The organism is Pseudomonas sp. Yb2C2 (assembly GCF_052112325.1).
Taxonomy (GTDB): Bacteria; Pseudomonadota; Gammaproteobacteria; order Pseudomonadales; family Pseudomonadaceae; genus Aquipseudomonas; species Aquipseudomonas marginalis.
In genome coordinates this window covers 51974-74268 of record NZ_JAVAJK010000008.1, presented here as the reverse complement: position 1 = coordinate 74268, position 22295 = coordinate 51974, and the positions used below count along the sequence as shown (strand labels likewise).

The following is a 22295-nucleotide window of genomic DNA, read 5'->3' as shown; positions in this document are numbered from 1 at the left end:
GTGAGCGCACCATGACCTCAAGTCCCGAACTCCCCGCGGTGTCAGACGCACCGCGCAAGAGTCGTAAGAACAACCCGGAAAAGACCCGCGAGAACATTCTCCAGGAAGCCATCGTCGAGTTTGTTCAGCAGGGCCTGTCCGGCGCTCGCGTGGATGCCATCGCCGAGCGCATCCATACCTCCAAACGCATGATCTATTACTACTTCGGCAGCAAGGAGCAGTTGTACGTCGAGGTGCTGGAGAAGCTCTACGGCGATATTCGCAACACCGAAACGCGGATGAACCTCACCTCCCTGGAACCGCGTGAGGCGATCCGGCGGCTGGTGGAGTTCACCTTCGATCACCACGATCAGAACGTCGATTTCGTGCGAATCGTCAGCATCGAAAATATCCACAATGCCGAGTACGTGAAACGCACCGAAACCATCAAGGCGATGAACAGCAAAATCCTCGAGGGGCTAGGGGTGACGTTGCGCCGGGGCGCCGAGATGGGGCTGTTTCGCGAAGGGCTGGAACCGTTGGACGTGCACCTGCTGATCAACTCATTCAGCTTTTACCGGGTGTCCAACCGCCATACGTTCAGTGAGATCTTTCAGATCGACCTGTCGGATGAGGCGGTTAAACAACGGCATCGCGAGATGATTTGCGAATCGGTGCTGCGCTACCTGCAGGCCTGAGTACACCGCCTGACCCAATGGGGGAGGGCGCTTGCCCTCCCACATTTCAGCTGTTCATGCTCTTGAAGTGCGCGAGCATCCGCTGCGCATCCGGCACCTCGCCACTGAACAACTCAAACGCCTTCACCGCCTGGAACACCGCCATGTTGCCGCCATCCAGGGTGCGGCAGCCCAAGGCGCGGGCATCGCGCAGCAGTTCGGTTTCCAGCGGGAAGTACACAATTTCAGCCACCCACAGTTCGGCTCTCAGCAGGGCCGCGGGCACCGGTGTGCCGGGCAGCTTGGCCATGCCTATGGGCGTGGTGTTGACCAAGCCATCGGCTTCGGCCATGGCGTTTTCAAGGTGGGTGCCGACCTGGGCGCGGCCGGCGCCGAAACGCTGGGCGAGGTTGTCCACAAGGTCGCGGGCGCGGCTGGCGTCCACGTCGAAAATACTCAAGTGTTCCACACCTTCTGCCAATAGCGCATGTGCCACCGCTGCGCCGGCACCGCCCGCGCCCATCTGCACCACGCGTTGGCGCGGCACATCGTTGAGGTTGCGGCGAAAGCCTTCGGCAAATCCCAGGCAGTCGGTGTTATGGCCGATGCGCTTGCCGTCCTTGAACACCACGGTGTTGACCGCGCCGATGCCTCGGGCCTCGTCGGACAAATCATCGAGCAACGGCAGGATTGCCTGCTTGCACGGGTAGGTAATGTTCAACCCGGTGAAGTGCATCAACTCGGCAGCCTCCAGCAGGTCGGGCAGGGCGTTGATGTCCAGGTGCAGGGGCTCAAGGTCAATCAGGCGATACAGGTAGCGCAAGCCTTGGGCGTCGCCTTCCTGCTCATGCAGCGCAGGGGTGCGGGAAGCCTGGATGCCGGCGCCGATCAGGCCGGCGAGGATGCGCGGTTTCATCGGGCCGACCCCTTCAACAACTGGCTGAAATGTTCCAGGGCCAAGTGGTAGCCATGGCTGCCAAAGCCCGCGAGCACCGCCTTGGCGATGGGCGACACAAACGAGTGATGCCGAAACGCCTCGCGCGCATGCACATTGGATAAGTGCACCTCGATCACCGGCACTTCACTGGCCACCAAGGCGTCGCGAATGGCCACCGAGGTGTGGGTCCAGGCTGCCGGGTTGATCACGATACCGGCGCAGCGGGCGCGGGCGCCGTGGATCCAGTCGAGCAGTTCGCCTTCGTGGTTGGTCTGGCGGAATTCGATTTTGAGCCCCAGTTGTTCAGCGCTGCGGCCGCACAGGGCAGCGACGTCGGCCAGGGTTTCGTGGCCGTAGGTCGCAGGCTCGCGGGTGCCGAGCAGGTTGAGGTTGGGGCCGTTGAGCACCAGCACGATGGGCGGCATACGGGGGATCTCCACAGTTCTTGTTGGTTGTGGGGATAAAATGTACTGGTTAGTTAATTTGGTCAATTGATGACGGCAGATGTGTTCGATTACCGAACCGTTAATCAGACGTGTCCGGCGCTCGAATCAGATTAGATATCAATTGAAAATCATTCTCGACAACGCTTAAGATGCCCGCCTGTTTCCTTTACATTCCAGGGAGTCGGTTTGTCGGACGTGGATCTCAAAGGCCTGTTTCTCAAGCACGCCGATACCCTGCGCGGGTATCTGGCGCGCAAGGTACGGGACCCGCAGTTGGCGGCCGACCTGGTGCAGGAGAGCTTCCTGCGCCTGGCGGAAAAACCCGCCGGCGAGCGTATCGACAACTCCCAGGGCTATCTCTATCGAACGGCGAGCAATCTGCTGATCGACCATATTCGCCAGGAAGCGCGGCGCAAGACAGACTCCGTGCCCCATGAGGCGCTGGCCGAGATTGAAGATGAAGTGGCCGGGTTGGAGGCTCAGGCAATGGCGCAGCAACAGCGACAGGCATTGAAGCAGGCGTTGGCGGAATTGCCGGAACGCACCCAGCAGATCTTCCGTCTGAACCGTATAGAGGGCATGACCCACGCCCAGGTCGCCCGGCATTTGGATATCTCCGACAGCTCCGTGCAAAAGCACCTGGCCAAGGCGCTGGCATATGTGATGCAGCGCTTGCAGGACGGCGAGGTGGAGCCAGCCGACGAATGAATTACGGAAAAACCTCAGCTCAGACGTCACAGCGTCATATAACGAAAAATTCGAGATTCACACGTGAATAGCCAGGGTCCGCAACAGCACAGCATTACCGAGGAGGCCGCCGAGTGGGCGGTGCGCCTGCACGCCGGTGCCCTGACCGACCAGGAGCAGGCCGAGCTGCGCCAGTGGATCGCCTGCGACAGCCGCCACGAAGCGGCGCTGCGCTTTGCCGAACAGACCTGGGCGGCGTTGGGCGAGGTGCATAAGGACGAGACCGTTCACCGCCAGCGCCCCGCGACCGCAGCGCTGCCTGTGCGTCGCTCCCTGCGGCGCAGGCCCTGGCAGCGTGCGGCGGCGGTCGCGCTGGTCGTGGTGGTGGCCGGCGTCGGCTGGCTGCGCGGGCCGGACGCCTGGCTGCGCATGCAGGCCGACTATGTCACCCAAAAGGGCGAGGTACGCACCGTGCACTTGGCCGATGGCAGCACGGTGGAGCTGGATTCCGCCAGTGCCATCCGCCTGGATTACGACGGCGTGCAGCGGCGTATCAGCCTGATCCAGGGCTCGGCGATTTTTGATGTGGCGCCGATGGTGGGTCAGGAGACCCGTCCGTTCGTGGTACAGAGCGCCGGCGGGCAGACGCGGGCGCTGGGCACGCGGTTTGTGGTGGAGCGCGAGGCCGACCGCCGTGCTTGGGTGGGCGTGTTGCAGCACAGCGTCGAGGTGTCTTTGCACGCTTCGCCGAAAAAAGGCCCGAGCGATCGGGTGCTCCAGGAGGGCCAGGCTGCTAGCTACAACGCCCAGGAGGGGGTGGTGCCCCTGGATCAATTCGATGTAGACCGTGCCACCAGTTGGCGACGCGGCGTGCTGATCTTTGATCGCCAGCCCCTGGCCAAGGTTATTGAGCAGCTCAATCGCTACCGTCCGGGGCGGGTGGTGTTGACCCATTCCGATTTGGGCGAGCGCGAAGTCAGCGGCGTCTTCCGTCTCGACATGCTCGACAGCGCCCTCGGAACGCTCACCCAGGAACTCCAAGTGCAACGCTTGGACCTGGCAGGCCTCAGCCTGATCTATTGATGACCCGGTGGGAGGCCTGCTCTCACCCGCTTAAAACCCCCTGCGCAAAAACTTTTTAAAAAACCTTACTGACTTCCTGCGCCTCGTACGTCTTGCTAGGTGAGAAGCATTCGCATAAACAAACATACGATCAGCGCAGGGAAACCAGAAATGTCAGCACTCACCAAGGGGCGTATCACCGGTAGCCGGTTAGCCCTGGCCATCCACTTGGGGCTGTTCGCCGCGGCCGCTCCCGTGTATGCGGTGCAGCCTCAGGTGGACGCTTCCCAGTCGGCGGTGCGGGTGTTCGATGTCCCGGCGCAATCCTTGGGCAGTGCCGTATTGGCCTTTGCCGACCAGGCCGGTCTGCAGGTGCTGTTCGACAGCCCGCGCCTGCAAGGCTTGAGCAGCACCGCGCTCAAAGGCAGCTTCAGCGTGCAGGAAGGGCTTGGCCGTTTGCTCGGTGCCACGCCGGTGGAATATCGCTTTACCGGTGAGCGCCAGGTCACCCTCAACCGTGTCAGCGACGACCACGACGGCGCCATGACCGTGGGCACCACCACCATCACCGGCAACACCAACGGCCAGGCCAGCGACTGGGTGTACCAGACCCCAAAGTCCGTGGCGGTGATCAGCCGCGACATGATCGATAAACGTCCGCCCCGTCATGCCGCCGACATGCTCGAAGAAACCGCCGGCGTCTACACCGCCGTCAACCAGCGCGACCCTGGTCTGTCGGTGAATATTCGCGGTGTGCAGGACTATGGCCGGGTGAACATGAACATCGACGGCATGCGCCAGAACTTCAACGTCAACGGCCACCAGCAGCGCAACGGCACCATGCTGATCGACCCGGAGTTCATCTCCAGCATCGAGATCGACAAGGGCAGCCAGTCGGGGCAAGGCGGTGCGGCCGTGCTGGGCGGCATTGCTTCGTTCAAGACCCTGGATGCCAGTGAGTTCCTCAAGGACGGCAAGGACTACGGCGGCCGCCTTCGCGCCGGCAGCGGCATCGGTGAGCTGGGTAACGGCACCGACTTCAACGGCAGTGGCGTGTTTGCCTTTGGTGATGAGCGCGGCGATGTCGTGCTGGGCTACAGCGAGCGGCATTTCGGTAACTACCGCGCCGGCAGGCACAACGACGACAACCTGGGCACCAACCTGCGCGCCAGGTCATCTGCCCCTGCGGCCTTCGACGACTGGTTGAACAGCGAAGTCGGCGACACCGGCAGCGTGACCCGCTCGCAGATCGTCAAGTTCGGCCTGAACCTGCCCAACGACCAGCGCGTGCAGTTGAGCTACCTGGAAACCGACACCGACAGTAACGATGCCTGGGGCTATATCGCCAACGACCTTCAGAGCACCTACTACGTACGCACCAGCAAAAACAACCTCAACGCCAAAAACGTCGCGCTGGACTACAGCTATAGCCCGGACAACCCGCTGATCGATCTCAAGGCCAAGCTCTATTACGTCACCACCCAGATGGATCGCAGCAACGCCCCCAACCTGTCGTCGCCAGGTACCGGTAACTACGTCGGCGCCTACACCGATCACTTTCAGACCGACACCTGGGGCCTGCAGGGTGACAACACCTCGCGGTTTGATTTCGGCGAACAGGGGCATGTCACCTGGAACTACGGGGTGGAGCTGTATCAGGACGAGTTCAAGCCCCGCACCAACAAAGTTGAAGCCACCAACAACCTGGGCTTGTTGCCTTACGCAGAGGGCAGCACGCCAGGGGGCAAACGCACCATCGCCAGCCTGTTCAACAACGCGCAGTACGAATATGGCGGCTGGCTGGCCCTGGATGCGGGCTTGCGTTATGACCGCTATCGGCTCGAAGGCGAAACCGGCATGACCCTGTACCGGCGTGATCGCTTCTACAACAGCCTTGTCGGCGCCAGGCGTGTCTCGGAAGTGATGGAGGTCGACCGTGAAGAAGGCCAGTTTTCCCCCACCTTCGGTCTCGCGGTGAAACCGGGCGTGGACTGGCTGCAGCTCTATACCCGGTGGGGCAAGGGCTGGCGGCCACCGGCGGTGACCGAAACCTTCATGACCGGCCGACCCCACGGTGGCGGTTCGGGAGAGCGCGTATTTCCCAACCCCTACCTCAAGCCTGAAGAGTCACGGGATTGGGAAGTGGGCATGAATGTTTTCAAGGAAGGCTTGTTTTTCAGTGACGATCGCCTCGGCATGAAGGTGGCGTACTTCGATACCCGGATCGAAAACTTCTCTTTCCTCAACACCAGCGTCAGCTTGCCGGAAACCCAGGTGGGTGGATTCCTCGGGACCATGGCTTACGTCAATAACACCAACCCGACACGTTTTCGCGGGGTTGAATACCAGCTCAATTACGACATGGGCCGCGCGTACGCCAACCTCAGCTACACCCACATGATCGGCAGCAATGAGTTCTGCTCGAAGAACTATTACATGGGCGGTGCCAAGACCACCGGGCCAAGGACTACTCGCCTGGAGCGTTTCACCCTGCCGGATGGGCGCATCGGCATACGGCCGGTCACCACCTATGAGGTGTTGGATGACGACGTCGCCAACAACAAGGAAAGCTGCGGGCGAATCATGGGTAACGCCACGTACATGCCGGCCGATCGCGGCTCGCTGACCCTGGGTACGCGCTTCATGGAAAAACGCCTGGATACGGGTGTGCGTGTGCGCTACAGCTCGGGCAACGGCGAAAACCTCAATCAGCAGGGCTACGAGCTGATGGATCAGGCGATGTGGCCCAAGTACACGCTCTATGACCTGTACGCCAGTTACTGGATGACGGATCAACTGAACATTGCACTGGCGTTGGAAAACGCCACCGATGAAGCCTATTTCGTCGCCATGGGCGACGCCAACAACCTCAGCCTGGCGCGCGGGCGAACCCTGAGCGGCATGTTGGAATACAAATTCTGATCAGCGTGCGCAGGCACCTGATCAACGGTTTTGCCCATGGGTGGGCAAAAAGGCGCGCCGCACCGGCGTGCTCATCAACAACGTTGTTTAACGAGGTTTAGCGATGACTATTTCTGTTAGCTACGATTCGGGCCTGGGTTCTCTGTCGGTATCAGACTACCTGAGCTCCTGGGCAGTGGGGTTCAACACTGCAGGGCACGGCACCAGCAACACCGGCGGTTTCAGCAACGGCACCCTCAGCGGCGACCAGTATTCGACCCACGGCGCCAACAACTCCGAGTACGCGTTCATCGCCGACAGCGACACCAGCAATGGCCTGCACTATGTGTTCAACCCGTCGTTGCCCGCCAGCAGCAACCTGAACCACTACCTGTGGGGCGACCTGGATAACGTGCAACTGGGTACAGGCCTGGGCGGCGGCAGTGGCAGCGACTTCTCCCTGAGCGACTTCAAGGTCGCGTTCAACGGCCTCGACCTGAGCGCCGCCGAGGGCGCCGGCCGGGCTGGCAACGACGTACAGAGCGTGATCTACGGTTTGATGCAGGGCAACACCGCCGCGCTGGAAACCGTGCTCAACAACCTGCTCGACGACTTCGGCCTGTCCACTGCCAGCACCTTCGACGAAGTGTCTGCGGGCCTGGCGGCACACGCCAGCGCAGTGTCCACCGATGTTGCCCTGGTGGGCGTGCAGGACGTGGCACAGGACTGGGCACTCGCTGCCTGAACCTGCTGCTGCATGAAAAAGCGAATGGAAGATCGCTCTCCCATTCGCTGCATTACACCGCCGTCGCCCAAGCCTTCTAACTCTTCCGGCGACGGCGGTGCCGAATTCTGCGCAGCGTCGTATCGGCTGTCAACGCGGCGACGCTGCACGTTCAACCCCACGAGAATCCCCAGATGCGCCACGCCGGCAACGAAACCCTGGCCGCCCTCACGGCCTATAAAAGTGGCTTCTTCAACATCGGCCTGTTTTCGGCGGTGATCAACCTGCTGATGCTGGCCCCGGCGTTGTACATGCTGCAGGTGTACGACCGGGTGCTGGCCTCGGGCAATCAGATGACCCTGCTCATGCTGACGTTGATGATCCTCGGCCTGTTCGGCCTGATGGGCGCGCTGGAGTGGGTGCGCAGCCAGGTGGTGATCCGCCTCGGCACGCAGATGGACATGCGCCTGAACCAGCGGGTCTACGACGCCGCGTTCGAAGCGCAACTCAAGGGCGGCACCCAGGCGGCAGGCCAGGCGTTGCATGACCTGACCACCTTGCGCCAGTTTGCCACCGGCCAGGCGCTGTTCGCGTTTTTCGATGCGCCGTGGTTTCCGGTGTACCTGCTGGTGATCTTCCTGTTCCACCCCTGGCTTGGCCTGCTGGCGCTGGGCGGCGCGGTGATGCTGATCGCGTTGGCGTGGATCAACCACCATGTCAGCCAGGCGCCGATGGCCGAGGCCAGCCAACTGTCCATCCACGCCAGCCAGCAGGCCACGGCCAACCTGCGCAATGCCGACAGCATCGAAGCCATGGGCATGCTCGCCACCTTGCGCGGGCGTTGGTTCCACCAGCACCAGGCGTTCCTCGCCGAGCAAAACCTCGCCAGTGAAAAGACCGCCGCCGTCACCGCCTGGTCCAAGGGCGTGCGCCTGGCGTTGCAATCGCTGGTACTCGGCCTGGGCGCGTTGCTGGCGGTGCAGGGCGATATCACGCCGGGGATGATGATTGCCGGCTCGATCCTGATGGGGCGGGTGCTGAGCCCCATCGACCAACTGATCGGCGTCTGGAAGCAATGGGGCTCGGCGCGCCTGGCCTACGAGCGCTTGTCGCAGTTGCTGGCGGCCAACCCGGCGCGACCGCCGCGCATGAGCCTGCCGGTGCCCAAGGGCCAGTTGAGCGTCGAGCACATCAGCGCCTGCGCCCCCGGCAGCCGTCGGCCGGCGCTGGTGAACCTGGGGTTCAACCTGCCAGCGGGGGACGTGCTCGGCGTGATCGGACCTTCCGGCTGCGGCAAATCCACCCTGGCGCGGGTGCTGGTGGGCGCCTGGGCACCGCTGGCCGGCAAGGTGCGGCTGGACGGCGCCGACCTGGCCCAGTGGGACAAACAGCAACTCGGCCCGCACATCGGCTACCTGCCCCAGGACATTCAATTGTTCGCCGGCAGCATCGCCGACAACATCGCACGGTTTGCCGAGCTGGATACCGACAACGTCCTGGCCGCCGCGCAAATGGCCGGCGTACATGACCTGATCCTGCAACTGCCCCAAGGCTACGACACGCAGTTAGGGGAGGGCGGCGCGGGGTTGTCCGGTGGGCAAAAGCAACGCGTGGCCCTGGCCCGTGCGCTGTACGGCCTGCCGGCGTTGATCGTGCTGGATGAGCCCAACGCCAACCTTGACGAAGTGGGCGAGCAGGCGCTGCTCCAGGCCATCACCCAGCTTAAGCAGCAGCGCCGCACGGTGATCCTGATTACCCACAAAGCCAATGTACTGAGCCTGACCGACCAGTTGCTGATCCTCAAGGACGGCCAGTTGCAGGCCTTTGGTCCGACGGCGCGGGTGCTGGAGGCGCGGCAGAAACCGGCAGCCTCCAAACCGGTGTCGACCCTGAGCATGAGCTACCGCCTCGGTGAAGGAAAACAGGCATGAGTATGAGTAAGCCGGTGCTGGTCAGCGACCGCCCTCACACGGTGTTGGCGCTGGATGACAAAAACTATTCGCGCCTGGGCTGGTGGCTGGTGCTCGGCGGCTTTGCCGGATTTATCGGCTGGGCCGCGTTGGCGCCGCTGGACAAGGGCGTGGCGGTGTCGGGCAAGGTCATGGTCTCTGGCCATCGCAAGACCGTGCAGCATCCTGCCGGGGGCATCGTCGAGCGTATCGAGGTGCGTGACGGTGATGTGGTCAACGCCGGCCAGGTGCTGTTGCGCTTGAAGGAGACGCCCTTGCGCGGGCAGATGCAGTCGCTGCGCAGCCAGTACCTGGCGTCCCTGGCCAGTGAGGCGCGCTTGAGTGCGGAAAGCGAAGGTCTGCCCGCCATCACCTTCGGTCCTGAATTGCTCAACGAGCCGGAGGCCGCCAACACCCTGAATCTGCAACGGCAACTGTTCACCAGCCGCGCCCAGGCGCTGGCCACCGAGCAGCAAGGCCTGCGCGAAACCATCGCTGGCGCCGAGGCGCAGTTGCGCGGCACGCGGGATTCCCAGGCGAGTAAGCTGCAGCAACGCGCGGCATTGAATGAGCAACTGCAAGGGCTGCGCGAGTTGGCGCGCGATGGCTATATCCCGCGCAATCGCCTGCTCGACAGCGAGCGCCTGTACGCCCAGGTCGACGGCGCGATTGCCGAAGACTACGGACGCATCGGCCAGTTGCAGCGCCAGGTTCTGGAACTGCGCCTGCGCATCCGCCAGCTCGGCGAAGACTTCCAGAAAGACCTGCGCGGTCAGTTGGCCGAGACCCGCACCCGCAGCGACGACCTGCGCAACCGCCTGGCCTCGGCCGAGTTCGAACTGGCCAACAGCCTGGTGCGGGCGCCGGCCTCGGGGGTGGTGGTGGGGTTGGAGGTGTACACCGAAGGCGGGGTGATCAAGCCCGGCCAGGCGCTGATGGACATCGTGCCCCAGGGCGAAGCGTTGTGGGTGGAAGCGCGGGTGCCGGTGCAAATGATCGACAAAGTGCATCCGGGCCTACCGGTGGAGTTGCTGTTCTCGGCCTTCAACCAGGCCACCACCCCACGGGTGGCCGGTGAGGTGACGCTGGTCTCCGCCGACCGCCAGGTCGATGAGCGCACCGACGAGCCTTATTACACCGTGCGTGCCCAGGTCAGTGCGGCGGGCATGCAACAACTGGACGGCGTGCGGATTCGTCCGGGCATGCCGGTGGAAACCTTCATCAAGACCGGTGAGCGTTCGATGCTCAACTACCTGTTCAAACCCTTGCTGGACCGTACCCACATGGCCCTGGTGGAAGAATGAAGGCACTGTTTTTTACCCTGTGCCTGAGCGTTACACCGGCGGCACATGCCTTGGGTTTGCTCGACGCCTACGACCTCGCCCTGCGCAATGACCCGACCTTCCAGGCCGCCATCCAGGAGCGCGAGGCCGGTGAAGAGAACCGCGTGATCGGCCGTGCAGCGTTATTGCCGAACTTGTCCTGGAGCTATAACAACTCGCGCAATGAATCCGAAGTCACCCAAAGCACCGCTGTCGGCGATGTCACCAGCGACCGTGATTACCGCAGCTACGCCTCGACCCTGACCTTGCAGCAGCCGTTGCTGGATTACGAAGCCTACGCGCGCTTTCGCCAAGGCACCGCCCAGGCGCTGATGGCCGATGAGCGTTTTCGCGGCAAGAGCCAGGAACTGGCCGTGCGCGTGCTCAGCGCCTACAGCCAGGCGCTGCTGGCGCAGGAACGCATCGAGTTGAGCCGTGCGCAGAAGCGGGCATTTGCCGAGCGCCTGCAACTCAATGATCGTCTACTCAAAGGCGGCGAAGGCACGCGCACCGATGTCTTGGAGACCCAAGCGCGATTGAGCCTGGCCCAGGCAGAGGAAATCGAAGCGCTGGACGCCCAGGACAGCGCCTTGCGCGAGCTGGAAGCGATTGTCGGCCAACCGTTGCAGATCGAAGCGCTGGCACCCCTGGCCCGTCCATTCGACATCCCGCCCCTGGAGCCCAACCGCTTCGAAACCTGGCGCGAACTGGCCATGGCCAACAACCCCGAACTCAAGTCCCAGCACCACGCGCTGGACGTGGCGTCCTACGAAGTGGAGCGCAAACGCGCCGGGCACATGCCCAAGGTCAGCCTGTACGCCAGCAGCCGCCAGACCAGCTCCGATTCGGAAAGCAGCTACAACCAGAAGTACGACACCAACAGCGTCGGTATCCAGGTCAGCCTGCCGTTGTTTGCCGGCGGGTCGGTATCGGCCTCTACGCGCCAGGCGGCCAATCAACTGTCCCAGGCCCAATACGAGCTGGACGCACATACCTCGGCGACGCTGGTGGAGCTGCGCAAGCAGTTCAACCTCAACACCAGTGGCGCGGCGAAAGTGCGTGCCTACGAGATGGCTGTCAGCTCCGCCACCGCGCTGGTCACTGCGACCAAAAAGAGCGTCAGCGGCGGTGAGCGGGTCAACCTCGACGTGCTCGACGCCGAGCAACAACTGTTCACCGCCCGCCGCGACCTGGCGAATGCGCGACATGCCTATCTGCTGGCCAGGATTCAGTTGAAGTATTACGCGGGGTTGCTGAGTGAGCAGGACTTGCGGGCGTTGGCGGGGTATTTCCAGCCTTCGGCATGAGTGGTTACAACCCGGCATTCGCCGGGTTTTTTGTGGTTACTAATCTGTGAAACAGCTTCGAGACGATGGAGCCGGTTGTCGGGTGGCAGGAGGGAAATTGTTACCTGGCGGAAAATAACCTAACGGATGGGTTACGATGAAAGTAGGTGCTTACAAGGGGTATGTCATCTCGGTGTTTATCAGGGACGAGCATTGCCCGCCTCATGTACATGTCAGGGGCAAGGGGTGGGATGCGCGGTTTCGTTTCAGTTTTTTGGATGGGGACGTTGAGTTGTGGGATGTAGAGCCTGAACGGAGGCGGCCACCCACTGCGGTTCTGAAGGAAATACGCGAGGTAATCATGCAGCGACATTATCTGGCACGGGCGCGCAGGATTTGGTGGGAAAAACTGCAAACGGTTTGCCTGGAGAACCATTCCTGGAACTGGGACACCAGTGAATTGGTTCCAGGGTTAGTCATTCGACGTGGTGTCTACGTTATCGCAAGCGCCTGGCACGACGCCTTAGCGCAACGGACCATTTTGAATCTGGTAAGAGCGCCAGATTGCGTAGGGATTAATTTATGAAAATCGTAAAAGCCAAAGTCATACCTTATGTACCTCTCACTGACGCCGACGTCGACAAGGCAATCGCCCGTGGCCGCAGGCTAAAGCGCCTGTACGCCAACGCCAGCAATGTGCGTTACGAAAACGATTGCATCTCCATCGGCTTCAGCGACGGCAGCCGCGTCATGTTGCCGGTGGCCGGCCTGCCGGAGTTCGAAGGGTTTTCAGAGGAAGATTTCCAGCAGTTGGAAGTCAGTTTCGGTGGCAAGGCCATTAGCTGTGAGGCCCAGGATCTGGATGTTTCGATCACGGGCCTGATCGCCACAAGCCAGCCGCTGATGGACCTGGCTACCAGCCTGGTAGCATCACGCAACGGTCGCAAGAGCAGCGCTGCCAAATCCGCCGCCGCCCGCGCCAATGGCAAGAAGGGCGGCCGGCCACGCAAGAAGGAACCTGAGGACGCTGAATTACCGCCGGGTCAATAACACCCCGGATTCCATATGGTGCGTCCACGGGAACTGGTCAAACATCGCACACTGGGTAATGCGGTGGGTGTCATGCAGTTGCGCAATATTCGCTGCCAGCGTCTCCGGGTTGCAGGAGATGTACAGGATGTTGTCGAAGCGCCGGGTCAGTTCGCAGGTGTCCGGGTCCATGCCGGCGCGGGGCGGGTCGACGAACACGCTACCGAATTCGTAGCTTTTGAGGTCGATGCCGTGCAGGCGGCGGAATGGGCGCACTTCGTTCAGCGCTTCGGTAAGTTCTTCGGCGGAGAGGCGCACCAGGGTGACGTTACCCACCGCGTTTTCCTCGAGGTTGCTCAGGGCCGCATTCACCGAGGTCTTGCTGATCTCGGTAGCCAGCACTTTACGCACACGGGTGGCCAGGGGCAGGGTGAAGTTGCCGTTGCCGCAATACAGCTCCAGCAAGTCATCCGGGCGATCGCCCAAGGCTTCGTATGCCCAGTTGAGCATCTTCTGGTTCACCGTGCCGTTGGGCTGGGTGAACGCGCCTTCGGGTTGACGGTAGCTGAAGGTGCGGCCGCCGACGTCGAGTTTTTCCACCACGTAGTCGTGGCCGATCACATCGCGCTTGCCCTTGGAGCGGCCGATGATGCTCACATTCAAATCAGCCGCCAGCTTATTCGCCGCGGTGTGCCAGTGCTCGTCCAGCGGGCGGTGATAACACAGGGTGATCATCGCGTCGCCGGCCAGGGTGGTGAGGAACTCCACCTGGAACAGCTTGTGGCTCAGGGCGGCGCTGGCTTGCCAGGCGGCCTTGAGCTGCGGCATCAACTGGTTGATGCGCTGGCTGGCGATGGGGAATTCTTCGATCAGGATCGGCGTGCGCTTGTCGTCCTGGGAAAACATCGCGTAGTGGCGTTCACCGCCTTCGCGCCACAAGCGGAACTCCGCCCGCAGGCGGAAGTTCTGCAGAGACGACTCGAAGACCTGCGGCTCGGGTGCGTCGAACGGTGCCAACAGGTCACGCAAGCGCGTGACCTTGTCTTGCAGTTGAGCGGTGTAGCGTGTGGCGTCAAAAGTCATGCGTTGAACCAGCCCAGCTTGATCACGAACAGAATCGACAGAATCACCAGTGCCGGGTTGAGCTCACGGTAGCGGCCCGAAAGCAGCTTGATGGCGGTCCAGGCGATGAAACCGAAGGCAATGCCGTTGGCGATGGAGTAAGTGAAGGGCATCGCCAGGGCGGTGATCACCACCGGCGCTGCAACGGTAATGTCATCCCAGTCGATTTCGGCCAGGCCTGAGGTCATCAATACGGCGACGAACAGCAGCGCCGGCGCGGTAGCAAAGGCCGGTACGCTGGCGGCCAGCGGCGAGAAGAACAGCGCCAGCAGGAACAGGATCGCCACCACGATGGCGGTCAAGCCGGTACGGCCACCGGCGCTCACGCCCGCAGCTGATTCAATGTAGCTGGTGGTGGTCGACGTACCCAGCAGGGAACCGGCCATGGCGGCGGTACTGTCGGCGATCAGCGCACGGCCCATTTTCGGCATGTGGCCGTCCTTGCCCATCAGCCCGGCGCGCTTGGCCACGCCGATCAGGGTGCCGGAGTTGTCGAACAGGTCGACGAACAGGAAGGCGAAGATCACGCTGACCAGGCCGATGTCCAGCGCGCCCTTGATATCCAGCTGCAGGAAAGTCGGGTCCAGGGACGGCGGCATGGACATCACGCCGCCGAACGCGGTGACGCCCAGCAGAATGGAGACGATGGTCACCGCCAGGATGCCGATCAGCACCGCGCCGCGTACGGCCAGGGCTTCCAGCGCAACGATCAGCATGAAGCCGAGGATGGCCAGGATAGGCGCCGGCTTGGTCAGGTCGCCCATGCCCACCAGGGTGTTGGGGTTGCCGACCACGATCCCGGCGTTGTGCAGGGCGATCAGTGCCAGGAACAGGCCGATACCGGCGGCAATCGCCGAACGCAGGGGCAGGGGAATGCTGTTGATGATCCACTCACGGATACGGAAGATCGACAGCAGGAAGAACAGCACCGCCGAAATGAATACCGCACCCAGCGCAACCTGCCAGGTGTGGCCCATGTGCAACACCACGGTGTAGGTAAAGAAGGCGTTGAGGCCCATGCCCGGTGCCAGCGCGATCGGGTAGTTGGCGATCAGGCCCATCACGGTCGAACCGATGGCCGCCGCCAGGCAGGTCGCGACAAATACCGCGCCCTTGTCCATGCCGGTCTCGCCGAGGATGCTCGGGTTCACGAACAGGATGTAGGCCATGGCCAGGAATGTCGTGATGCCCGCGAGGATCTCGGTGCGCACGTTGGTGTTGTGTGCCTTGAGTTGAAACAGCTTTTCCAGCATGCCTGCTCCCTGTGACGCTATGTTGCGTCGTTATTTGTTGACCTCTAAGTCAAAGCACAAACTGCGCCAAGCGCCTGTGGTTCCAGAGAGGATCGGAAAAAGCGGCGCATCATACCAGCAGCCGAGGCTGTGTGGCGCATGGCCTTGAGGCATACTGCGGCGACGTTCAACAGCAGGTCATCGACAGCATGAAAAAAGCCAACGCGTGGAGTCTAGCCCTGATCCCTTGTCTCGGCCTGTGGTTGGGCGCGGCACCGGTGTGGGGCGCGACTGCACCGCCCTTGAGCGAGGTGCGCGTGTTCAAGGTCGAATCGGCGCACTGCATGGAAACCATCCCGGAACGCGCGCAAAGCACCCAGATGTGCACGCACCGTGGGCCCACCCAAGTGTCGGTGATGGAAGTCGGCCTGGGTAACAACCCGGTGGGTCGCTTCAATGGTGCCGAACTGAACGGGCAACGTACGCCCGTATGCCAGGTCGGCAGCATCAGCGAGGCCTGCAGCGGGGCAGGCACGCTGATGGGCTACATCTATGTATTTGACCTGAATGTCCAGGCCCAAGGCTGGTTCGAATACAGCAACTCGTCGATCAACGGCCCGCGGAATACCTTGAAGACCCTGCTCAATATCCGCTGATCAATCACCTTGAACGCTCAATACCCCGGGAAGTCGTACCCCTGAGACGGCGACTTTCCTGAACGCCGCGGACGTACACCAACCCGTGAGGTGTTTATGAGCGCGACCCCCAATGGCGCGGCGGCCCAGCCGTTCGTCGCCCACTCCATACGCTTGACCCTCAATGGTCAGGACCGCCAACTCGATGTATTGCCCTGGACCACGTTGCTGGACCTGCTGCGCGAGCAACTGGACCTGGTCGGCAGCAAAAAAGGCTGCGACCACGGCCAATGCGGTGCGTGCACAGTATTGCGCGACGGCAAACGCATCAACGCCTGCCTGACCCTGGCGGTGATGTGCGACGGTGCCGAGCTGACCACCATCGAAGGCCTGGCCGACGGCGACCAACTGCACCCGATGCAGCAAGCCTTCATCAAGCACGACGCCTTCCAGTGCGGCTACTGCACGCCCGGTCAGATTTGCTCCGCCGTTGGCCTGGCCAATGAAGGCCGTGCCCACGACAGCGCACAGATCCAGGAGCTGATGAGCGGCAACCTGTGCCGCTGCGGCGCCTACAGCAATATCCGCGATGCCATCGAAGAGGCTTTGCCGGCGTGCCGCGCCCAGGGAGGCGAGCAATGAATCCCTTCCAGTACAGCAAACCGGCGGATGTCCACGAAGCCGTGCACCTGAGCAGCGCGGCGTCGCGCTTTATTGCCGGGGGCACCAACCTGCTGGACTTGATGAAAGAAAACATCAGCCGCCCCGAGCACCTGATCGATATCACCGGCCTGCCGCTCAATGAGATTGAACAAACCGCCGAGGGCGGCCTGCGCATCGGCGCGCTGGTGAGCAATGCCGACCTGGCCTGGCACCCGCTGATCGAACAGCGTTACCCGTTGCTGTCCCAGGCGATCCTTGCCGGTGCTTCGCCGCAACTGCGCAATATGGCCAGTACCGGCGGCAACCTGTTGCAGCGCACCCGTTGCTACTACTTCTATGACGCCAGCGTGCCCTGCAACAAGCGTGAGCCCGGCAGCGGCTGCCCGGCGCGCACTGGGTTGAACCGTATCCATGCGATCCTCGGCGCCAGCGAACAGTGCGTGGCCACTCACCCTTCGGACATGTGCGTGGCCCTGGCGGCGCTGGAGGCGCGGGTGCATGTCGAAGGCCGAGGCGGCGCGCGGATTATCGAGTTTGCCGACTTCCACCGCCTGCCCGGTGATGCGCCGCAACGCGACAACCAACTGGCCGACGATGAGCTGATCACCGCCATCGAATTGCCCGCCGACCACCTGGCCCGTCACAGCCATTACCTGAAAATCCGCGACCGCGCGTCTTACGCGTTTGCCTTGGTTTCGGTGGCCGCCGCTCTCGAGTTGGACGGCGATCGAATCGTCGACGCGCGCCTGGCCCTCGGCGGCGTGGCCCATAAACCCTGGCGCGACCGTGCGGTGGAAGCCTCGCTGATCGGCCAGGCGGTCAGCCGCGAGACCTTCAGCAATGCCGCCGACGCGGTGCTGCAAGACGCCGAGCCGCTGGAACACAACGGCTTCAAGATCAAGCTGGCGCGCCGCGCAATCATCCGTGCCCTGAGCGACGCCGCCGTCGCAGGAGATCGCCCATGACCGCTATTGGTAAACCCCTGGACCGTGTCGACGGTCTGCTCAAGGTCACCGGCCAGGCGCGTTATGCCGGTGAGTTTCCCGAGGACGGCCTGCTCCACGGCAGTGTGGTGTCCAGCACCATCGCCAAGGGCCGTGTGCTGGCGATCGATGCGTCCAGGGCACTGGCCCTGCCGGGCGTGATGGCGGTTATCCATCACCTCAACCGGCCGAAAATCGCCCGTTACGACGATGCCTTCCAGGATGACGATGCGGCGGACGGTTCACCGTTTCGCCCGCTGTATAACGACCGTGTGCTGTACAGCGGCCAGCCCCTGGCCCTGGTGATCGCCGACAACCTTGAACTGGCGCGACATGCCGGCTCGCTGGTAGCGATCGACTACGCACGGGAAGACTTCGAGACCGACCTGCTCGCCCAGCAGGAACAGGCCCATGCTTCACCGCAGGCGCCGCCCAAGCCGCGTGGCAATTTCCAGGCCGAGTGGGCCGCTGCCGCCGTCAGCCTCGACCTGCACTACAGCACCCCCATCGAACACCACAACCCCATGGAACCCCACGCCAGCACCGTGCTGTATCAGCCGGACGGCACCTTGCATATTCATGACAAGACCCAGGGCCCGCAGAACTGCCAGGCCTATGTGCAAGACGTGTTCGGCCTGGATAAAAGCCAGGTGCGGATCTTCGCCGCATTCGTCGGCGGCGCGTTCGGCTCGGGTTTGCGCCCGCAGTATCAATTGCCGCTGGCGGTGATGGCGTCCCTGGCGCTCAAGCGCTCGGTGCGCGTCACCCTGACCCGCCAGCAGATGTTCACCTTCGGCTACCGCCCGCGCACCTTGCAGCGTTTGCAGATGGGCGCCGCCGCCAATGGTCGCCTGCTGGCATTGGGGCATACGGCGATTGGCCAGACCTCGCGCTTCGAAGACTTCAGCGAGCATGTGGTGGAGTGGAGCGGCATGCTCTATCACTGCGACAACGTGCAACTGACCTACAAACTGGTGCCGCTGGATGTATTCACGCCCTTGGACATGCGCGCGCCCGGCGCTGCCTTGGGCGTGATCGGCCTGGAGTGCGCCATGGACGAATTGGCCAGCGCCTTGGGCATGGACCCGGTGCAACTGCGGCTGGTCAACTACGCAGAGCGCAACCAGAACGAAGACAAGCCTTGGTCGAGCAAGGCCCTGCGCGAGTGTTACAGCGAAGGCGCCGAACGCTTCGGCTGGAGCCAGCGCAACCCGGAACCGCGCAGCATGCGCGACGGCTGCCAGTTGATCGGCTGGGGCATGGCCGGTGGTGTGTGGGAGGCCATGCAGATGAAGGCCAGCGCCAAGGCGCGCATCGACGCCGAGGGCAAGCTGACCGTCAGCAGTGCGACCACGGACATCGGCACCGGCACCTACACGGTGATGACCCAGATCGCGGCGCAGGCCAGTGGCGTGGCGGTTGAGGACGTGGTGTTCCTGCTCGGCGACTCTTCATTGCCCACCGCGCCGCTGCAAGGCGGCTCGTTCACCGTGTCGTCCGTCGGCACCGCCGTGCAGCAAGCCTGCGAAGCGTTGAGCGCGAGGCTGCTGACCATCGCCCGGCAGACTTACCCGGTGTTCAAGGATGCCGAGTCCGTGCGTTTTGAAGGCGGCCAACTGCACACCGGCGACGTGAGCGTGTCGTTGGCACAGCTGGTCAAGGACAGCGGTGAAGAGAGCGTGGAAGTCCAGGTCGACAGCGAACCGGACAAAAAGCGCGAGGGCTACGCCACCGCGACCCATTCGGCGGTGTTCGTCGAAGTGCGGGTGGATGAAGACTTGGGCACGATCAAGGTCAGCCGCGTGGTCAGCGCCATTGCGGCCGGGCGGGTGGTCAACCCGAAGATGGCCCGCAGCCAGATCCTCGGCGGGGTGGTGTGGGGCATCGGCATGGCCCTGCATGAAGAGACCCAGATCGACCATCAGTTGGGTCGCTACATGAACCACAGCCTGGCCGAGTACCACATTCCGGTAAATGCCGATATCGGCGAGATTGACGTGGTGTTTGTCGAGGAACATGACGAGATCGTCAACGCCCTAGGGTCCAAGGGCGTGGGAGAGATCGGCATTGTCGGGGTGGCGGCGGCGGTGGCGAATGCGGTCTACCATGCCACCGGCAAGCGGGTGCGAGAGTTTCCGATCACCCTGGATAAGGTGCTCTAGAGCACCTTATCCAACGGTTTACAGGTCAATGTAGAGTTCTGTCTTGTCTCTGGATTGAATAAGCGAGGGGCCCTTGCCGGGGATTGCATCGTCGACACTAACCCCGGTGGCGCCTGTCAACTGAGATATGCCTCGAATCGCAGGTTCGCCGTCATAGGTGAACACATGGTCGCTGCCGACTCTTGCAACCCATTTGGACTGCGGGTTCGCGGCTTGGTCGTGCTCGATCAGTTTGGTTGCGTAGTAGTTCATGTTTTTGAGACGTGTGGACTTCGGTTCTACTGAAGGCACATCAATCGCTTTGACTCGAACACCATGCGCTCGCATGGTCAACAGAAGCTCTCGATTGGTGTATGCCCCGTGTGTACTGTGGGCGCGGTCAATCAATCGCAAATTCGATCTTAGCGCGGGTGAAAATTCACCGGTTTCGAAAAACCTGTCCAGATCGGGCTGCAACGAATGCTCGAACCCTTCCGAGTACAGTGTGGAGACATTGTTTCTCTCAAACTCGGCTGCATTATCGATCAGCAGTCGCAGACCGGCAGATTGGGAATGGTCTTCGCCAATAATCATGCCGAGGGATTTCTGGTAGACGGTATTGATGACCTCTGACATTGACGCATTGCCCGGGATATCCGAGTGAGCGGGGCGCTCCTTGGTCTTGGCCTTTTTATGGAAGGTGTCAGCGTCCTGCTTCATTCGCTTGTCGATTTTCTCGTTTGTCCTCGACGTTGATGCTTCTCCCTGTGCAGGGTAGTCGTACGCGGCGGGGTCAAAACTTTGCTCCGCCGAACCTCTTGACCACCATGGCCACCTTATTCCTCCCGGTCCGTTGATCGGCTCCCAGGCGCCGTCCTGGGTGGAGTGCACCGTCATCACAGGCTTTCTCGTCTCGGGATCAATAATGCGGGCATACCCGTCACTGAGTTTGAACCTACCGTCGATCTCATAGATACGGCTGATGTCTTCAGCATCGGTCAAACGGATAAACCACCTGTCTGCACCATCACTTCCTTTTACTTGATACATGCCTTTGGCGTTGGCATGAGCCCCCGAGATCAGTTGTTCTCCCTCCACGACGGCGTGGTTGCTGATATCGAGCCACTGTGACGGGCGCAGACGATTGACTTCGTCGGCAGTGGGCCCCGGATCGGGTACGGCGCTGACGGGTTCTTTTATTGGCTGGGTCGCAGGCGTTGCTGACGTGGGGCTGTTCGACTTGAGTGACGGTTTAGACTCGGGCAGGTTTTTCCTCGCGGGGCTGTTCGGTTTCAACGCAAGCCCATCTGCCAGGTCCCTTGTCTCCTGAACAGACAGCGCCTCATTTCGAAGCGCTTTGGCCAGCAGCGAAGACAGCATTCTGGCTTGGCCATAGGCAGGGATGAATCCCTGTGCGAAATCACCGACGTTTTTGAGCTCTGCGTCCAGCGTCGACTTGTCGAGACCGAATACCTTGCCAAGCTGATTGTTTGTATTCAAGTCAACCAACAGAGCACTGAATGGGTTGTCCAGGTAGCGCTCTACGGTGTCTGCGGTGGTTTTATTCACACCGAATACTTGCAAGGCATCCGCGATACCTGCAGAGGGGTGCTCAAGGTGTTTGAGAAACTCCTCGTAGAATCCCCGGAGATCGTTTGCTCCGACATTTTCAGCCGCTTCGTTCTGGACTTTGTACTTGAACTCGCCGAATGTGATTGGCACCAGTGGCTTGTGACTGTTCAAGCCATCTTTCACAAAATAGAAGTTGTGCTGTTTGTCTTGGCCCAGAAGGTTTCCGTAGGCGTCATAGGTAAACAAGACTGTTTCTCCGTCGGGTCGCTGCCCGGAATAAAGCAGTCGTCCGCTCGGTGAAGAGCTTTCCTCTTTAATATTCGTCAAGCCATTGACCGCAGTGGGCGGCGCAGTGGGGCCTTTATCCAGACGCCCGAAGATATTGTCGCCTTCATTGGCATAGGGGCCGACGATGGCGTTGATATCATTGTTTCTGAACCGAATCAGTGTATCGATAACCCGTGTTTTTTTTTCGGATGACTCACCGCCCGCAAAATGCTGGCTGAAGGACTCCAGTCGCTTGGGCTCGTTGGCCTGGGTTTTCACCCATGCGTTCATTTCTTCGGTGGTTGTGAATGAGTGAAGTGAACGACCTTCCTTTTCTGGAACAAATAGCACGATATTCGGCTCGTCAGGCACAGCCGGAACACGCTGAATAAATATGATGTCCCTGGCTTGGATGCCATCCACGGCAAAGGTCTTGACTTGCACTTGAGGGCTGTTTTTTTTACCCGGCCACATCACGGCATCGGCTATTTGGCTGACCTCTGGACTCATGTATCCGCTGTTCAGATCCTTTGCGACGCTTGTCGTGAACCGATCCTTGGCGTTCATCAGGATGTAGTTGTCGTTGGGTGTGTTCCAGGAGGCAGTCGGGAATAGGTGGGGGGTCGTCATCCCGATGGGGACGCTGGCATTATTCACGTTGTTCATCAACTGAGGGCCCGT

At 61.6% G+C, this 22295-nt stretch carries 19 protein-coding genes; 14 read left to right on the top strand and 5 right to left on the bottom strand.

The genetic code is table 11. The features are described 5' to 3' along the window. Window positions 1-11 precede the first annotated feature (11 nt). Complete coding sequence (locus Q8X51_RS13085; RefSeq protein ID WP_407693823.1) at window positions 12-677, top strand: TetR/AcrR family transcriptional regulator; 666 nt, start codon at window positions 12-14, stop codon at window positions 675-677. Between the two features lie 46 nt (window positions 678-723). Here the strand turns inward: Q8X51_RS13085 and Q8X51_RS13080 are convergent, their stop codons facing one another. Both Q8X51_RS13080 and aroQ read right to left on the bottom strand, forming a co-directional pair. After that, window positions 724-1572, bottom strand: a complete 849-nt coding sequence (locus Q8X51_RS13080) for a shikimate dehydrogenase (protein ID WP_407693822.1) — start codon at window positions 1570-1572, stop codon at window positions 724-726. Next, window positions 1569-2018 carry a type II 3-dehydroquinate dehydratase gene (aroQ, locus tag Q8X51_RS13075; protein ID WP_010206717.1) on the bottom strand — a complete coding sequence of 150 codons (450 nt, stop codon included), beginning with the start codon at window positions 2016-2018 and terminating at the stop codon, window positions 1569-1571. The genes Q8X51_RS13080 and aroQ overlap by 4 nt, the downstream gene beginning before the upstream one ends. Before the next feature lie 207 nt (window positions 2019-2225). Here aroQ and Q8X51_RS13070 point away from each other — a divergent pair, with 207 nt between their 5' ends. The 9 genes from Q8X51_RS13070 to Q8X51_RS13030 all read left to right on the top strand — a co-directional run bounded on the left by Q8X51_RS13070 (window position 2226) and on the right by Q8X51_RS13030 (window position 13020). After that, window positions 2226-2747 carry an RNA polymerase sigma factor gene (locus Q8X51_RS13070; protein WP_065925006.1) on the top strand — a complete coding sequence of 174 codons (522 nt, stop codon included), beginning with the start codon at window positions 2226-2228 and terminating at the stop codon, window positions 2745-2747. 63 nt (window positions 2748-2810) lie between these two features. Then, window positions 2811-3809, top strand: a complete 999-nt coding sequence (locus tag Q8X51_RS13065) for a FecR family protein (RefSeq protein ID WP_323145668.1) — start codon at window positions 2811-2813, stop codon at window positions 3807-3809. Window positions 3810-3959: 150 nt separating this feature from the next. Further along, window positions 3960-6710: a TonB-dependent receptor gene (locus Q8X51_RS13060; RefSeq protein WP_315872643.1), complete on the top strand. Its 2751-nt coding sequence runs from the start codon at window positions 3960-3962 to the stop codon at window positions 6708-6710. Between the two features lie 103 nt (window positions 6711-6813). After that, complete coding sequence (locus tag Q8X51_RS13055; RefSeq protein ID WP_065924157.1) at window positions 6814-7434, top strand: heme acquisition protein HasA; 621 nt, start codon at window positions 6814-6816, stop codon at window positions 7432-7434. Between the two features lie 173 nt (window positions 7435-7607). Further along, window positions 7608-9344, top strand: a complete 1737-nt coding sequence (locus Q8X51_RS13050; protein WP_137212007.1) for a type I secretion system permease/ATPase — start codon at window positions 7608-7610, stop codon at window positions 9342-9344. Beyond that, window positions 9341-10666, top strand: a complete 1326-nt coding sequence (locus Q8X51_RS13045) for an HlyD family type I secretion periplasmic adaptor subunit (protein ID WP_315872642.1) — start codon at window positions 9341-9343, stop codon at window positions 10664-10666. Before Q8X51_RS13050 ends, Q8X51_RS13045 begins: the two co-directional genes overlap by 4 nt. Continuing rightward, window positions 10663-11991 carry a TolC family outer membrane protein gene (locus Q8X51_RS13040; RefSeq protein ID WP_407693821.1) on the top strand — a complete coding sequence of 443 codons (1329 nt, stop codon included), beginning with the start codon at window positions 10663-10665 and terminating at the stop codon, window positions 11989-11991. The genes Q8X51_RS13045 and Q8X51_RS13040 overlap by 4 nt, the downstream gene beginning before the upstream one ends. A 136-nt stretch (window positions 11992-12127) precedes the next feature. Then, window positions 12128-12556, top strand: a complete 429-nt coding sequence (locus Q8X51_RS13035; RefSeq protein ID WP_065924161.1) for a DUF4160 domain-containing protein — start codon at window positions 12128-12130, stop codon at window positions 12554-12556. Next, window positions 12553-13020, top strand: coding sequence for a DUF2442 domain-containing protein (locus Q8X51_RS13030; RefSeq protein ID WP_065924162.1), 468 nt, complete (start codon window positions 12553-12555; stop codon window positions 13018-13020). The genes Q8X51_RS13035 and Q8X51_RS13030 overlap by 4 nt, the downstream gene beginning before the upstream one ends. Here Q8X51_RS13030 and trmA read toward each other — a convergent pair. Beyond that, window positions 13003-14082 (bottom strand): tRNA (uridine(54)-C5)-methyltransferase TrmA, encoded by a 1080-nt coding sequence (gene trmA, locus Q8X51_RS13025; RefSeq protein WP_407693820.1) that lies wholly within the window; start codon window positions 14080-14082, stop codon window positions 13003-13005. The two genes, Q8X51_RS13030 and trmA, sit on opposite strands and share 18 nt — an antisense overlap. Next, entirely contained in the window at window positions 14079-15374 is a 1296-nt protein-coding gene (locus Q8X51_RS13020; RefSeq protein WP_407693819.1) for an NCS2 family permease, read from the bottom strand. The genes trmA and Q8X51_RS13020 overlap by 4 nt, the downstream gene beginning before the upstream one ends. Before the next feature lie 188 nt (window positions 15375-15562). Between Q8X51_RS13020 and Q8X51_RS13015 the strand changes: the two genes are divergently transcribed. The 4 genes from Q8X51_RS13015 (at window position 15563) to Q8X51_RS13000 (ending at window position 19796) form a co-directional block, all read left to right on the top strand. Further along, on the top strand, window positions 15563-16009 hold the full coding sequence (locus tag Q8X51_RS13015; protein WP_407693818.1) for a DUF4879 domain-containing protein: 447 nt from the start codon (window positions 15563-15565) through the stop codon (window positions 16007-16009). Window positions 16010-16105: 96 nt separating this feature from the next. Then, window positions 16106-16630: a (2Fe-2S)-binding protein gene (locus Q8X51_RS13010; RefSeq protein WP_065938318.1), complete on the top strand. Its 525-nt coding sequence runs from the start codon at window positions 16106-16108 to the stop codon at window positions 16628-16630. After that, window positions 16627-17616 carry an FAD binding domain-containing protein gene (locus Q8X51_RS13005; protein WP_407693817.1) on the top strand — a complete coding sequence of 330 codons (990 nt, stop codon included), beginning with the start codon at window positions 16627-16629 and terminating at the stop codon, window positions 17614-17616. Before Q8X51_RS13010 ends, Q8X51_RS13005 begins: the two co-directional genes overlap by 4 nt. Next, on the top strand, window positions 17613-19796 hold the full coding sequence (locus tag Q8X51_RS13000; protein WP_407693816.1) for a xanthine dehydrogenase family protein molybdopterin-binding subunit: 2184 nt from the start codon (window positions 17613-17615) through the stop codon (window positions 19794-19796). The genes Q8X51_RS13005 and Q8X51_RS13000 overlap by 4 nt, the downstream gene beginning before the upstream one ends. 18 nt (window positions 19797-19814) lie before the next feature. Here Q8X51_RS13000 and Q8X51_RS12995 read toward each other — a convergent pair whose 3' ends face one another. Further along, on the bottom strand, window positions 19815-22280 hold the full coding sequence (locus Q8X51_RS12995) for a membrane-targeted effector domain-containing toxin (RefSeq protein ID WP_242001063.1): 2466 nt from the start codon (window positions 22278-22280) through the stop codon (window positions 19815-19817). Between the last annotated feature and the right edge of the window lie 15 nt (window positions 22281-22295).